The organism is Pseudomonas sp. R3-18-08 (genome assembly GCF_003852065.1).
Taxonomy (GTDB): Bacteria; Pseudomonadota; Gammaproteobacteria; order Pseudomonadales; family Pseudomonadaceae; genus Aquipseudomonas.
This window is the reverse complement of the sequence record NZ_CP027729.1, coordinates 5,769,365-5,783,645: the sequence shown is the minus strand read 5'-3', so window position 1 is coordinate 5,783,645 and position 14,281 is coordinate 5,769,365. Positions and strand designations below refer to the sequence as shown.

13 protein-coding genes are annotated in these 14,281 nt (G+C 63.1%); 8 read left to right on the top strand and 5 right to left on the bottom strand.

Translation table 11 applies throughout. The annotated features are described in order from the left end of the window. From C4J92_RS26760 to C4J92_RS26740, 5 genes are read right to left on the bottom strand one after another with little or no spacing between them, the layout of a single operon-like run. Positions 1-621, bottom strand: coding sequence for a 1-acyl-sn-glycerol-3-phosphate acyltransferase (locus C4J92_RS26760; protein WP_124365064.1), 621 nt, complete (start codon positions 619-621; stop codon positions 1-3). Between the two features lie 9 nt (positions 622-630). Beyond that, a complete protein-coding gene (locus tag C4J92_RS26755) occupies positions 631-1,074 on the bottom strand; it encodes a hypothetical protein (protein ID WP_124405732.1) in 444 nt (147 codons plus the stop codon). Further along, positions 1,064-2,362, bottom strand: a complete 1,299-nt coding sequence (locus C4J92_RS26750) for a phosphatase PAP2/dual specificity phosphatase family protein (protein ID WP_124405731.1) — start codon at positions 2,360-2,362, stop codon at positions 1,064-1,066. Before C4J92_RS26750 ends, C4J92_RS26755 begins: the two co-directional genes overlap by 11 nt. 2 nt (positions 2,363-2,364) lie before the next feature. Continuing rightward, entirely contained in the window at positions 2,365-4,113 is a 1,749-nt protein-coding gene (locus tag C4J92_RS26745) for a bifunctional alpha/beta hydrolase/class I SAM-dependent methyltransferase (RefSeq protein WP_124405730.1), read from the bottom strand. Between the two features lie 11 nt (positions 4,114-4,124). Next, positions 4,125-4,748: a CDP-alcohol phosphatidyltransferase family protein gene (locus tag C4J92_RS26740; protein ID WP_124405729.1), complete on the bottom strand. Its 624-nt coding sequence runs from the start codon at positions 4,746-4,748 to the stop codon at positions 4,125-4,127. 312 nt (positions 4,749-5,060) lie between these two features. Here C4J92_RS26740 and hflK (C4J92_RS26735) point away from each other — a divergent pair, with 312 nt between their 5' ends. The 8 genes from hflK (C4J92_RS26735) (at position 5,061) to cfaB (ending at position 14,208) form a co-directional block, all read left to right on the top strand. Next, positions 5,061-6,965 carry a protease modulator HflK gene (hflK, locus tag C4J92_RS26735; RefSeq protein ID WP_124405728.1) on the top strand — a complete coding sequence of 635 codons (1,905 nt, stop codon included), beginning with the start codon at positions 5,061-5,063 and terminating at the stop codon, positions 6,963-6,965. A gap of 9 nt (positions 6,966-6,974) precedes the next feature. After that, the gene (gene hflC, locus C4J92_RS26730; RefSeq protein WP_164485308.1) at positions 6,975-7,967 is read left to right on the top strand and encodes a protease modulator HflC; all 993 of its coding nucleotides are present in this window, start codon (positions 6,975-6,977) and stop codon (positions 7,965-7,967) included. Continuing rightward, a complete protein-coding gene (gene hflK / locus C4J92_RS26725) occupies positions 7,964-8,998 on the top strand; it encodes a protease modulator HflK (RefSeq protein WP_124405727.1) in 1,035 nt (344 codons plus the stop codon). The genes hflC and hflK (C4J92_RS26725) overlap by 4 nt, the downstream gene beginning before the upstream one ends. Beyond that, positions 8,995-10,881, top strand: a complete 1,887-nt coding sequence (locus C4J92_RS26720; RefSeq protein ID WP_124405726.1) for a cation-translocating P-type ATPase — start codon at positions 8,995-8,997, stop codon at positions 10,879-10,881. The genes hflK (C4J92_RS26725) and C4J92_RS26720 overlap by 4 nt, the downstream gene beginning before the upstream one ends. 116 nt (positions 10,882-10,997) lie before the next feature. Continuing rightward, positions 10,998-11,249, top strand: a complete 252-nt coding sequence (locus C4J92_RS26715; protein WP_124368894.1) for a hypothetical protein — start codon at positions 10,998-11,000, stop codon at positions 11,247-11,249. A gap of 63 nt (positions 11,250-11,312) precedes the next feature. Next, positions 11,313-12,158 carry a DUF692 domain-containing protein gene (locus C4J92_RS26710; RefSeq protein ID WP_124405725.1) on the top strand — a complete coding sequence of 282 codons (846 nt, stop codon included), beginning with the start codon at positions 11,313-11,315 and terminating at the stop codon, positions 12,156-12,158. Next, the gene (locus C4J92_RS26705; RefSeq protein ID WP_124405724.1) at positions 12,149-12,937 is read left to right on the top strand and encodes a DNA-binding domain-containing protein; all 789 of its coding nucleotides are present in this window, start codon (positions 12,149-12,151) and stop codon (positions 12,935-12,937) included. Before C4J92_RS26710 ends, C4J92_RS26705 begins: the two co-directional genes overlap by 10 nt. An 86-nt stretch (positions 12,938-13,023) precedes the next feature. Beyond that, positions 13,024-14,208: a C17 cyclopropane fatty acid synthase CfaB gene (gene cfaB / locus C4J92_RS26700; protein ID WP_124365052.1), complete on the top strand. Its 1,185-nt coding sequence runs from the start codon at positions 13,024-13,026 to the stop codon at positions 14,206-14,208. The last annotated feature ends 73 nt before the right edge of the window (positions 14,209-14,281 follow it).

The following is a 14,281-nucleotide window of genomic DNA, read 5'->3' as shown; positions in this document are numbered from 1 at the left end:
TCAGGAATGCTCCGGGGCAAGGGCGAGCAGGGCGTCACGGGTACGGGCAAGGAACGCGGCTTTGTCTTCGCCTTCTTCCAATTGCAGCGGAGCGCCGAAGCTGGTTGTGCATAACAATGGCAATGGCAAGACACGGCCCTTGGGCATGACGCGGTTAAGGTTGGCTATCCACACCGGGATCAGCTCAGCCTGTGGGTAACTGTTTGCCAAGTGGTAGAGGCCGCTCTTGAAAGGCAGCAAGCCGTCCTCCAGATTGCGTGTACCTTCGGGAAAAATAATCAACGAGTCGCCGCCTTCGAGGGCGGCAAGCATTGGCTGCAAAGGGTTATCCACAGGCTCTTTTCGCTCGCGATCGATCAGTACGCCGTTGAACACGCGGTTGATGATGTAGCGGCGCAGCGCACTTTTATTCCAGTAATCGCTGCCCGCCACAGGCCGGGTGAATTTGCGCAGGTTCTGCGGTAGCGACGCCCACACCAGCACGAAGTCGCCGTGGCTGCTGTGATTGGCGAAATAGATGCGTTGCACCGGCACCGGCGCGCAACCCAGCCACAGGCTGCGGGCGCCGGTGACGGTGCGGGCCATGGAAGTAATCAGTGTGGCGACCACGGGTTCGAACATGGGAATTCCTTATTCGGCGAAAGGTAGCCAAGGGCTGGCAAGCAGCACGCACAGGGTCAGCAGCGCTTGCGCGCCGAGCAACCAGGCCTGTTTGCGCAGCAATTTGAGGGCGCCACGACGGCGTTCGGCCCAAGGCCGGCCGGCGCGTTTGGCCGATTGCAGGCCCAGGGTCTGCAGGGCTTGGTCAAGGTCTGCGGTGCGCTCGACATCGCGAGCGAGCAGGGCAAACAGATCGGCGTCGAATGCAACGCGCAGGGCCCAGTACTTTTGCAGAAGGCCCAGGATGATCATCCACAAGGCCAGCACCAAGCAGACCGTTGAAACACTCGCCATCAACAGTTGGGCCACACCGAACAACACGCCGGCCACTGTGAGGCCTGTGGATAACTGGTCCAGCGAACGGCCACGACGCAGCAGGCTGGCGACGACTTGCAGTTCCATATCAGCAGGCATGGGGCAAGCCCTCCAAGGCGAGACGATGTGCGGGATGCAGGACCACACGGCTCCGCGCTGTACGAATAATAGCCAGCGCTTGATCCACCGTCGTCGCGCGGCCGCTGTGCAACAGCCAGGCGGCAATGGCCGTCGCGCTGCGCGAGTAGCCCAGGGCGCAGCACACCAGCAACGGGCCGTCCGAGCGCAGGCGTTCGATGGCCTTGGCGGCTTGCAGGCATTCGGCGGAGGTGGGCGCGATCAAGTCCAGAACAGGAACGCAGTGATAGGTACGGCCCTGTGGATTAATCGGCAATTCGGCGCAGAGATCGACGATGGCCTTGAAAGACTGTTGCTCGCTCGATGTAGGAATTCGCCCCAGCCAGACGTTATCCACAATCAGTTCGGGCTGTGGATGCCGGCGTGTCCACAGCCGCGAATTGATCCAGGCGGCTGCCAGATAAGGCGCATACAGCCAACGCGCAGCAGGCGTCAGCTGGCCATTGTTGCGTTTCTGAAAGCCCTCGGCACCCAGCAGCCAATAGTTGGCCGCGACCAAACCCAGCGATACTGCCGGCCACAGCAGCCATAACCCCCAACCGCCCAAAGCCAGCGCTAGCAGCATCAGCGTCAGCGCGCCAAGGGCGTAGCGCGCACCCAGCCAACCGCGCTTCACGTCCCGCGTGAGTCGGGCATTGAGCAGCGGGCTGGCGTGTTCCAGCGGCCATAACCACACGCACAACCACCCCGCGAGGGCGCCTGTGGGTAAGTCGATAAAGTGATGTTGATAAGTGGTCAGTACGGAAATACCGATCAATGCAAACCAGCCGTGCACCACCCAGCGCCAGACACCCTGGGTATGTCGCTGGTACATGACCCACAGGATCACCAGCAACGCGATATGCAGGGAAGGCGCCTGGTTGAACGGCTTGTCGAAGCCGGCCAGCACGGCAAACAACCAGCCGAACACGCCATCCAGTTCCGGCCGTTCGAAGGTGAAGCGCAGCGGCCAGAGCAGGAAGCAACTGACGGCAATCACCTGGGCCGTCAGCAGGCGCAGGGCATGCTGCTTGAGTTCGTGGCGGGTGCTTGGCAGCAACAGCGAGAACCCGTAGAGCAGGTCGATGGACCAATAGGGCACGATGGTCCAGGCCCAGAACGGCATATGGGTTTCCCAGCCGAACACCAGCGTACCCACATCGCTGCGCTGGTTGGTGACCCAAGTAGCGAAACCGTAGGTGCTGAAAAACAGCGGCGCCAACAGCAGCAGCCACAGCAGCGCCGGTTTGAACAAGCCGGGTTCGCGCATGCTCAGATCTTCTGTGCCAGGGACACGGTGAAAATGCCCCACTCATCCACACGCTGGGTGATCTTGCGAAAGCCCGCAGCCTCCACCAGTTGGTCCATTTCCGCCTGACTGCGCCGACGCATCACCCAGGCCTGGCCCTGGCGGTGGCTGGTCAAGGCGCGGGCGATCAGTTCCAGCTGCGGGTGCCACGGTTGGCCGGTGTAGACCAGATAACCGCCGGGCTCAACCGCTTCGGCGAGGCCCGCCAGCGAACCGCCGACCATGGCGTTATCGGCAAACAATTCATACAGCCCGGACACCACCGCCAGCGTCGGCTTCGGCTCCAGCGCGGCCAGGTTCGCCCGATCGAATGCATCGGCTTTGATGAACTGGGCGATATCGTCCAGGCCCTTTTCACGGATCAAGGCGCCACCGTCGCGCACGTTGATATCGCTGTAGTCGCGCAGCAGGATCGATTCCGGCAGCGGCGACACACCCTGCAAAGCTTCCAGAATGTAACGACCGTGGCCAGCAGCGATATCGACGATGCGCACTTCGCGCTCGTCCGCACGCAATCTGGCCATGGCCAGGCGTAGCAGTTCTTCGACGTTCAGCTTGCGCTGGCGAATGCCGCGCCAGCCGATGGAGTTTAGGTAGTTGGTGTCGATCATCCGCCCCAGCGCGCCTTTGCCGGTGGGCGTGTTGCGGTACACGTAATCCAGGGTGCTGCCGGAATCGAAGCCGGTGTCGAAGCCCAGTTTCACCCCCTCCGAGAGGTTCTTGCCCAGGCCCATGCTGGCGCGGGTCATGCGCCAGTACAGATCGCGCAGGGAATTGCGCGGCAATGGTGCGGCGAGGGCTTCGGATTCGGCGCAGGTAGCGCCCAGTTTGTCGGCGTCCAGCAGCGAGGCGCGGTCCAGCGGCTGCGCAAAGTTTTGCAGGATAAAGCGTCTGGCACTGTTGATGGCCAGGGCTCGGTCACGTTCGCCAAGGGTGTCGTGAAAGAAACCGGGGAGGATATGCAGCTCTTTTTTCAGGCTGCCGAGGCGGTCGAAAAACTGCTGCTGGGGTTTACGGTGCACCACGAAGTCGGAGCCGGAGACCAGCAACTGGGTCGGCACCTGGATGGCCTGGGCATCGGCTACAACCCGGTCGGCCGCTTCGTACAGGCCCAGCAGCACATTTACCGAGATGGCCTTGGTGATCAGCGGATCGCTGTCGTAGGACGCCACGCGCTCCGGGTCATGGCTGAGGAACTTGGCCTTGACGTAACTGTTGACGAAAAAGTTGCCGCGAAACCTGCGCATCAGGGCCAGGCCCGGGCGGGCGAAGGGCACGTACAGCTTGACCTTGAAGGCGGGGGAGGCGAGTACCAGGGCGCGGATCTTCGGTGCGTAGTCATGCACCCAAGTGGCCGCGATCACCGCGCCGACGCTTTGGGCGATGACTGCGATGTTTTGCTCTTCGATGCCGTAGGTGACGCCTAGGTGGTCGCAGAAGGTCTGCACATCGCGGGCGCTGGTGGCGAAGCTGGGGCTGTCACCGCGCTCGCCGGGGGATTGGCCGTGGCCACGGGCGTCCCAGGCGAAGAAGTCAAAGTCAGGCAGGCCCAGTTCGTCCACCAGGTGCGCGATACGCCCGGAGTGCTCATGACCGCGATGGAACAACATAATCGCCTTGCGCGGCCCGGCGCCTGCCGTGGCCGGCCAGTGCCGGTAAAACAGCTCGACGCCGTCATGGGTGCTGAAGCTGTGTGGTTGCTGTTCGCGCATCGCAAGCATCCTTATGCAATCGGTGAGGTTTCTGATGGTTCCTTGAGGCCCTGACGCACCCGGTTGACCAGGGTGTAGGCCAGCAGCGCGGCGACCAGCCACATCACCGTGTCGACCCAGCCGGCGCCGAGCCAGCCCAGCGCCACGCCAGTGGCCAGCACCCCGAGCACGAACGCCCGATCGCTTTTGCCCATCGGCCCGTCATAGCGGCGCGATGCGCCCACCATCGGCCCCAGCACGCCAGCGTATTCGCTGAACACCGCGAGCAGCGTCACCAACAGCACAGGCGCCAGGCTCACGCTGGGGATCAGCGCAAACGGCAGGATCAACGCACTGTCGGCGATCACATCGCACAGTTCGTTGAGGTAGGCGCCCAGGCGCGATTGCTGGCCGAACTCGCGCGCGAGCATGCCGTCGACGGCGTTAAGGGCCATGCGCACAATCATCCACAGCGGGATCAGCGCAAACAGCCACAAGTGCTGGGCGAAGCTGGCGATCAGCAGGCCCACTAACACGGAAATCACGCCGGCCAGCACGGTGATCTGGTTGGCGGTGGTGCCGTTGTCATAAAGGCGCTGCACGAGGGGCCGCAACAGGTTTTGAAAACGCGGTTTGAGCTGATAGATGGAGATCATGAAGGATGGCGCTTCCCTGTCCGTGGAGCCGCGAAAAAACTGTTCTGAAGTGTGCCGATTAATTTGAGTGCGCACCAGTGATGCCGCGTGTTTATAGGGGGTTAGTCACAATCCAGAGAACACCGGGAGACAAATGTGGGAGGGGGCTTGCCCCCGATGGCGGTGGGTCAGTTGATCAAGGTGCTGGCTGACCCACCGCTATCGGGGGCAAGCCCCCTCTCACAGGGGATCTGCGTTATAGCCAAAAGCGAACAAAAATTTCACGCCGCGTGTTATATCGTAACGAATTATGTACAAGCGGGCGTTGAGTGGATGCAAGTGGATCTAGAAGCTGACGGCGCTTCGGTTGAGGGCCTGCCGCGTTTTCAGCAGGGGCTGTTCCATGCCCGTCGATTGCGTCAAGCCGGTATCAGCCTGACAGCCTTGGCCGTCACCGGTTGGGTGCTGGCGTTATTTGTGGCGCTGTTCGCACCGGTATCGATCTGGCCGGTGGTGCTGATCAATTGCTCGTCGGCCTTGCTCGTTCTGGTAGCCGGCTTGCAGTCGGCGTGGTGGGTCGCCGACTGGCGTGCCCAGGCGTTGGAAGAACCTGCGGTTGAAGCGGCGGTGGCCGATACGGGCCGCTACGGTCGTCTGGTGGAGCGCATTGGCAAGCAGATCGGCGCGCCGGTGTTGTGGCTGTGCGGTTGGTCGTTGCTGGCGCTGGTCAGTGTTAGCGAATTCTGGAACCTGGCGCTGCCCCCTGCCGCCGTCGGTCAATCCGCCAGCATCGGCGCGGCGCTGGGCTTGGCGCTGGCGTTCGGTTTGCTGGTGTTCGAGCGGCGCATGGCCCAGGAAACCGCCGCGCAATGGCCGGAAGCCACGCAATTGGCGCAATTGAGCCGGGTGGCGATCACCTGCCTGGTGATCAGTGCGCTGTGCCTGCTGTTTGCCGGTGCGCAATCGGTGTGGCCGCTGCGGCTGGCGACGCTGATCGGCCTGTTGCCTGCGCTGGTGGCGCTGGAGTTTGTGCTGCGCGGCGTGCTGTCACTGTTCAGCCCACGCCAGCCGCGTCTGGAACCGCGCCTGATGGCGCAAAGTTTTGTCGCTGGTCTGCTGCGCTGGCCGCCGCAGCCGCTGCAGGCTTTGCAGCATGAATTGCACAACCGCTTCGGCATCGACCTGCGCCAGATTTGGGCGTTTACCTACATGCGTCGCGCGTTCCTGCCGGTGCTGCTGGTGGTGCTGGCGGTAGGCTGGGCGCTGACCGGCGTGCATGAAGTCCCTCTGCAGGGCCGTGGGATTTATGAGCGTTTCGGCAAACCGGTCGAAGTGTTCGGCCCGGGCCTGCACGTCGGGTTGCCCTGGCCCCTGGGCCGCGTGTTGAACGTCGAGAACGGCGTGGTTCACGAGCTGGCGACCAGCGTCAGCGAAAGCGCCGCGCCCGAGTTGGCCGCCGCCGAAGGCCCGGCGCCGCTGATCGCCAATCGCCTGTGGGACGCCAGCCATGTGAATGATAAGTCCCAAGTCATCGCCAGCAGCAGTGGCGACAAACAGAGCTTCCAGATCGTCAACATGGACGTGCGGTTCGTCTACCGCATCGGCCTGACGGACCAGGCCGCGCTGGCTGCCACCTACAACAGCGCCGATGTCCCGACCCTGATCCGCAGCACCGCCAGCCGCATCCTGGTGCACGACTTTGCCTCACGCACCCTCGATGAATTGCTCGGCGAACAACGCACCCGCCTCGCCGACGAGATCGGCCGCAGCGTACAAGCAGACCTGCAAAAGCTCGACAGCGGTGTGGAAATCCTCGCCACGGTCGTCGAAGCGATCCACCCACCGGCCGGCGCCGCCAACGCCTACCACGGCGTGCAAGCCGCGCAGATCGGCGCCCAGGCATTGATCGCTCGCGAGCGTGGCGCGGCCAGCGAACAGACCAACCAAGCCTTGCTGCAGGCCAGCACCGCCCGCGACCAGGCCCAGGCCACCGCGCGCGAAGTGAATGCCGGTGCCCAGGCGGCGAACCTGCGCTTCGTTGCCGAACAAAAAGCCTACGCCGCGGCGGGCCGGGCTTTCGTGCTGGAACAGTACCTGGGCCAGCTCAGCCAGGGCCTGGTCCACGCCAAACTGCTTATTCTGGATCATCGCCTGGGCGCCGACAGCGCGCCGACGATCGATCTGCGATCTTTTACCTTGCCGGCCGATCCCTCGGTGCCGCGTAAAGCCGTTCAATAAGGAGTCTGTCTGTTGAGCGCTCATTCTCACGATCACGGTCATCACCATCATCACGGCCACCATCACCATCATGGCGATGAACAGGCAGACAGCCCTTTCCCCTGGCGGCGTATGGCCTGGGCGGTAGTGCTTGTGCTGTTTGCCATCGCGGCGGCGAGTCTGGTACAGGTGCGCTCCGGCGAGGCCACGGTGATTACCCGTTTCGGCAATCCGGTGCGGGTGCTGCTGGAACCGGGCCTGGGCTGGCGCTGGCCGGCGCCGTTTGAAGCGGCGATTCCGGTTGACCTGCGCCTGCGCACCACCTCCAGCGGGTTGCAGGATGTGGGTACCCGCGATGGCCTGCGGATCATCGTGCAGGCGTACGTGGCGTGGCAGGTGCAGGGCGATACCGACAATGTGCAGCGCTTCATGCGTGCGGTGCAGAACCAGCCGGATGAAGCGGCGCGGCAGATTCGTACCTTCGTCGGTTCGGCGCTGGAAACCACGGCGGCCAGTTTTGACCTGTCCAGCCTGATCAATACCGACGCCAACCAGGTGCGCATCGCCGATTTCGAAGCCCAACTGCGCCAGCAGATCGATCAGCAATTGCTGGCCACCTATGGCGTACGCGTGGCCCAGGTCGGTATCGAACGGCTGACATTGCCGTCGGTGACCCTCACCGCCACGGTCGACCGCATGCGCGCCGAGCGTGAAACCATTGCCACCGAGCGCACCGCCGTGGGCAAGCGTGAGGCGGCGCAGATCCGCTCGGCAGCCGAACGTGACGCGCGCATCATGCAAGCCGACGCCACGGTGAAAGCCGCCGATATCGAAGCGCAATCGCGGGTCGAAGCGGCGCAGATTTATGGACGCGCCTACGCGGGTAATCCGCAGCTGTACAACCTGCTGCGCTCGTTGGATACCTTGGGCACCGTGGTGACGCCGGGCACCAAAATCATCCTGCGCACCGATGCCGCGCCGTTCCGCGCGCTGGTGGACGGGCCCAAGGATGTGCAGCCATGAGTGAGCGTGACAGCCCGGACAGCCCCTGGATCCAGGCCGGGCGCCTGACGTTCCTGGCGCTGTACGCGGTCACCGTGTTGGCGGCGCTGGCCTGGGCGTTTTCCAATGTGCGCCAGATCGACCCGCAGAACCGCGCCATGGTGCTGCATTTCGGCGCCCTCGACCGCATTCAGAACGCCGGGCTGCTGCTGGCCTGGCCGCAACCGTTCGAGCAGGTGGTGCTGTTGCCGGCGGCAGACCGGGTGATCGAGCGTCGGGTGGAGAACCTGTTGCGTTCTGAGGCGGCCGTGCAGGCTGACCGCGTGGCCAGTTTCGCCACACCCCTGAGCGATACGCTGGCCGGTTCCGGCTATTTGCTGACCGGCGATGCCGGGATCGTGCAGCTGGATGTGCGGGTGTTCTACAAGGTCACCGAGCCCTACGCCTTTGTGTTGCAGGGCGAACATGTGCTGCCGGCGTTGGACCGCCTGGTGACCCGCAGCGCAGTGGCCCTGACGGCGGCGCGGGACCTGGACACCATCCTGGTCGCGCGCCCTGAGCTGATCGGCGCCGACAACGGCGCCGCCGAGCGCCGCGAAAAACTGCGCGGCGACCTGGTGCAAGGCATCAATAAGCGTTTGGCGCAGTTGACTGCCAGCGGGTTGGGCCTGGGCATCGAAGTGACGCGGGTCGATGTGCAATCGAGCCTGCCGGGCCCGGCGGTGAACGCGTTCAATGCGGTACTCACCGCCAGCCAGCAAGCCGACAAAGCGGTGGCCAACGCGCGTACCGATGCGGAAAAACTCACCCAAACCGCCAACCAGGAGGCTGACCGCCAGGTGCAAGTCGCCCATGCCCAAGCCAGTGAACGCCTGGCCAATGCCCAGGCGCAGACCGCTGCCGTCACCAGCTTGGCGCAAGTCCAAGACCCGGGCCTGTTGCTGCGCCTGTACCGCGAGCGCCTGCCGAAGATTCTGGGCCAGGCCGGCTCCGTCACCACCGTCGATCCTAAAGACGACTCCCGTCTGATCATTCAGGGAGCCGAGCAATGAGCGCACCCATGCTGACCTCCGCCGAGCAGCGCAGCGCCGCCCGGCAATTGACCCTGGCCATGCTGGCCCTGGGTTTACTCGTATTGGGCCTGGTATGGCGCTGGCTGGCGGCGGACCAGAGCGGGGTCAGCCAACTGCTGCTCGGTGTGGCCTCGCTGCTGGTGGCCGTGCCGGTGATGCGTTCGGCCTGGTACAGCCTGCGCTATCCCAGCCTGCATGGCATCACTGACCAATTGATCGCGCTGGCGATGATCGGCGCCTGGGCCACCGGCGATCTGCTGACCGCAGCGCTGCTGCCGATCATCATGATTTTCGGGCATGTGCTCGAAGAGCGCAGCGTGATCGGTTCCCAGGAAGCGATCCAGGCGCTGGGTAAACTCACGCGCAGCCATGCGCGCCGGGTGCAGGCTGACGGCAGCATTGTGGAAGTGGATAACGGCACGCTGAACACCGGCGATGTGGTCGAAGTGCGCGCCGGCGACCGCGTGCCGGCCGATGGCGTGGTGCTGTCGGGCCAGGCCAGCCTGGACACGGCGCCGATCACCGGTGAATCGGTACCGTTGGAAGCCAGCGTGGGCGTGCAGGTGTTTGGCGGGGCGATCAACCTGGACGGCCTGCTGCGCCTTGAAGTGACGCGCACGGGCAATGAGTCGACCCTGGGCAAAGTGATTGCGCTGATGCAGAACGCCGAGCGTTCCAAGCCGCCGATCACGCGGTTGCTGGAGCGTTACGCCGGTAGCTACATGGTGTTGGTGCTGCTATTGGCGGCGGTCACCTGGTTCGTCACCAACGACGCCCAGGCGATGCTTGCCGTGCTGGTCGCGGCGTGCCCGTGTGCGTTGGTGTTGTCGGCGCCGGCTACCGCAATTGCCGGGATCGCGGTCGCTGCACGGCACGGCATCCTGATTCGCAGCTCGGCGTTTCTGGAAGAGTTGGCGGACCTCACTTCACTGGTTATCGACAAGACCGGTACCTTGACCTTCGGCACCTTGCGCCTGCAGTCCATCGAAACCGCGTCTACCGATCGCCAGGCCTTGCTCAACCTGGCGGCCAGCCTCGGTGCGGCCAGCAGCCATCCGGTCAGCCGTGCATTGGCGGGGTTGGCGACACAGCAACAACGCGTGGTGCTGACCGATATTCGCGAGCGCCAGGGACTCGGTGTCGTTGCGCACACTGAACAGGGCGAAGCGGCGCTGGGCCGTCCCGAACTGTTCGAGCAACTGGCTATTGCCACGACCTCAGTGCCCAACCACGACGGCCCGATTGCCGGGCTGGCGCTGAACGGACAGTTCCTGGCCTGGCTGCTGCTGGCCGATAGCGTCAAACCCGAGGCGCGCCAGGCCCTGCAGGAACTGCGCGAGCTGGGCCTGGGTCGCCAGCTGCTGCTCACCGGTGACCGCCAGAGCGTGGCCGACAGCCTGGCCGTGAATGTGGGCATCGCTGAGGTCCAGGCCCAAGCGCTGCCGGAAGACAAACTCAACCGTGTGCTGGGGGAGATCGGCAGCGGTTTCCGGCCGATGGTGGTGGGGGATGGCATCAACGACTCCCTTGCCCTCAAAGCCGGTGTGGTCGGCGTGGCGATGGGCGCGGGCGGTGCCGATATCGCGCTGGCCTCGGCAGACGTGGTGTTGATCGGCAGCGACCTGCGCCGCCTGGGCACCTGCGTGCGCTTGAGCCGCCAGTGCCGGCACACCTTGCAGGTCAATGTGATCATCGGCCTGGGCTGGACGCTGGCCATCGTGGTGTTCGCCGCCTTCGGCTGGCTGGGCGCCGCCGGGGCCATGATCGCAGCGGTGTTGCATAACCTCAGCACCTTGCTGGTACTGGGTAACGCCGGGCGGTTGCTGCGTTTTCAGGAGCCGCTGTTGAAGCTTGACGAATAATTTCAGAAAACTTCGTACCGGGCTGTAACGCTAAAAGGGCGCCTCACTCTAGTGGTGTGTCGAGACTGGGCAATCCGCTCAGACCGGCATCACCACTGACCGATGAGGACTACACAATGAATATCAAACACGCCGTTTCCGGTGCTGCCCTGGCTATCGCTGCGGCCTCCATGTTTGCCGGCGTCGCCACCCAGGTACAGGCCGCCGACGCGCCGGTTCATTGCTACGGCGTCACCTCCTGCAAAGGCATGAACGATTGCAAAACCGCTGAAAACGCCTGCAAAGGCCAGGCGGTGTGCAAGGGCCACGGCTTCAAGGCCATGACCAAGGCTGAGTGCGACAAAGCCGGTGGCAAAGTCGGCGAGTAACCGACACACGAGTGCAACCGCAGCGGACCTCGCGCCGCTGCGGACACTTTCCAGGAGCGCATGATGACCCGTTCTCTCCCCTCCCTGGGTTACGGCCTGGGTTTGCGTCACGAATACTATGAACAGATCCTTGCCCAATCCCCTGCAGTGGATTGGTTCGAAGTGATCTCCGAGAATTATCTGGTGCAGGGCGGCAAGGCCTTGTATTACCTGGACGCCATAGCCGAACGCTATCCCTTGGTGATGCACGGCGTGTCGTTATCGATCGGCGGGCCCCATTCCATCGACACCGATTATCTCAAGCAGATAAAGGCCCTGGCCGAGCGCATCCAGCCCGCCTGGATTTCCGATCACCTGTGCTGGAGCCGTGGCAGCGCACACCAGTTGCATGACCTGCTGCCCCTGCCATACACCGAAGAAAGCCTGTACCACGTGGCTGGTCGCGTGCTTCAGGTGCAGAACGTGTTGCAACGCCCGCTGGTGCTGGAAAACGTCTCCAGCTATGTGCGCTCCAAGGCCGATGAATTCACCGAGTGGCAATTTCTCAATGCCCTGGCGCATCTGACCGGATGCCAATTGCTGCTGGACGTGAATAATGTGTACGTCAGCTCGCGCAACCATGGGTTCGATGCCTGGGAGTTCATTCGCAACCTGCCGCCTGAAAGCATTCGCCAGCTGCATCTGGCGGGGCATAGGGACTACGGCGACTACGTGGTCGATACCCACGATCAGCCGGTGTGCGATCCGGTGTGGGCGCTCTATCAGCGCACGCTGGAACATCTGGGGCCGGTCTCGACGCTGTTGGAGCGCGACGATCATTTCCCGCCGTTCGAAGTGCTGCTGGCTGAATTGAACAAGGCCCGGGAACTGGGTGCCACTGCGTTGGCCAGGCGGTCGCTATGCGCTTGATCGATTGGCAACGGGCGTTCGAGGCACATCTGTTGTCTGAAACCTGCACTGCCGACAGTGGCTTTGCCGCCACCTTGCTTGGCGGGCCGACGCTGGATGTGGACACGGGCCTGGCGATTTATCACAACGCCTACCTGTCCCGATTGCAGGACGTATTACGTCACGACTTTGCCGCCATCCGGTATTGGCTGGGCGATGATGAATTTGCCGCGCTGAGCCAAGCGTATATTCGTCGTTATCCCTCGGCCCATTACAGCCTGCGCTGGCTGGGTGAACGTTTTGCAGGGTTTATCCTTGAACACCTGACGGCCGAACAAAGTGCCCCGCTGGACGAACTGGCGCGGCTGGAGTGGGCATTCACCCTGGCATTCGACGCGCCTGCGGGCGAGGCGCTGACCCTCGACCATATGGCGCAATTGGCGCCTGAAGACTGGCCGGCATTGCGCGTATCGCTGGTGCCTTCAGTGCAGCAGCTAACGTGCCGTTTCAACACGCTGAGCATCTGGCGGGCCAATAAGGATGAATCGGACTTTCCCGGCAGCCAGGCGCTGGACCCGGCGCAGGCCTGCCTGGTGTGGCGCCATCAGAACCTGTGTCGTTACCGCAGTCTCGAGCCCGCCGAAGCCCACGCCCTGATGGGCATGACCGCCAGCAGCTGGAACTTTTCAGAACTGTGCGTCGAGTTGGCAGTCACTTATGAAGAGGGTGCGCCACTGCAAGCTGCCACATGGCTGAAACAGTGGATCCAGGACGGGTTGCTCGAGCGTCGGGCTATATAGAAGGCAGTTATTTAATCGATAGCTTCCTACTTTATTTTGGATGGTCTACCCTCACAGCAGACGTCTGAAACAAGGGGGGACTACTCATGCTCGCGCAACTTCCACCGGCCTTACAGAATCTTCAGCTACCGCTGCGTCTTCGACTCTGGGACGGCCATGAATTCAACCTGGGCCCCGAGCCCAGTGTGACTATCGTGGTCAAGGACCCTACGGTCGTCTCACAACTGACCCATCCCACGCTCGACGCCCTGGGCGAAGCCTTCGTCGAGGGCAAACTGGAGCTGGAAGGCTCCATCGCCGAGGTGATCAGGGTATGTGACGAGTTGAGTCACGCCTTGATCGAAGACGACGACGGCCCTCGGCCGGTGCGCTCGATCCACGACAAGGCGACCGACGCGGCGGCCATTTCCTACCATTATGACCTGTCCAACGAGTTCTACCAGCTATGGCTGGATCAGGACATGGTGTATTCCTGCGGTTATTTCGAAACCGGCAGCGAGTCCATCGACCAGGCACAACAAGACAAATTCCGCCATCTGTGCCGCAAATTGCGGCTGCAGCCGGGTGAGTATCTGCTCGATGTGGGATGTGGATGGGGCGGGCTGGCGCGGTTTGCGGCGCGGGAATTCGGGGTCAAGGTGTTTGGGATCACCTTGAGCAAGGAACAACTGGCCCTGGCCCAGGAGCGAGTGAAGGCCGAAGGCCTGGAGGACCAGGTCGATCTGCAGCTGCTCGACTACCGCGACTTGCCGCAGGACGGCCGTTTCGACAAAGTGGTGAGCGTGGGCATGTTCGAACATGTCGGCCACGCCAACCTGGCGCAATACTGTCAGATTCTGCACGGCGCCGTGCGCGAAGGCGGCCTGGTGATGAACCATGGCATTACCGCCAAACACACCGACGGCCGCCCCGTGGGCCGTGGCGCCGGGGACTTTATCGAGCGCTATGTGTTTCCCAACGGCGAGTTGCCGCACCTGGCGATGATGACGGCCGAAATCAGCGAAGTCGGGCTGGAAGTAGTCGACGTCGAAAGCCTGCGCCTGCACTACGCACGCACCCTGGACCATTGGAGCGAGCGCCTGGAGGACAACCTCGAAGCGGCGGCGAAGATGGTGCCGGAGCACGCCTTGCGTATCTGGCGCCTGTACCTGGCGGGTTGCGCCTATGCCTTTGCACGAGGTTGGATCAACCTGCATCAGATCCTGGCGGTGAAACCCCATGCCGATGGCAGCCATGAACTGCCGTGGACGCGGGAAGATATCTACCGCTGAGGCATTTTTTCAGCACACTGAAGAGCCAAATGTGGGAGGGGGCTTGCTCCCGATGACGGTGTATCAGCTACCC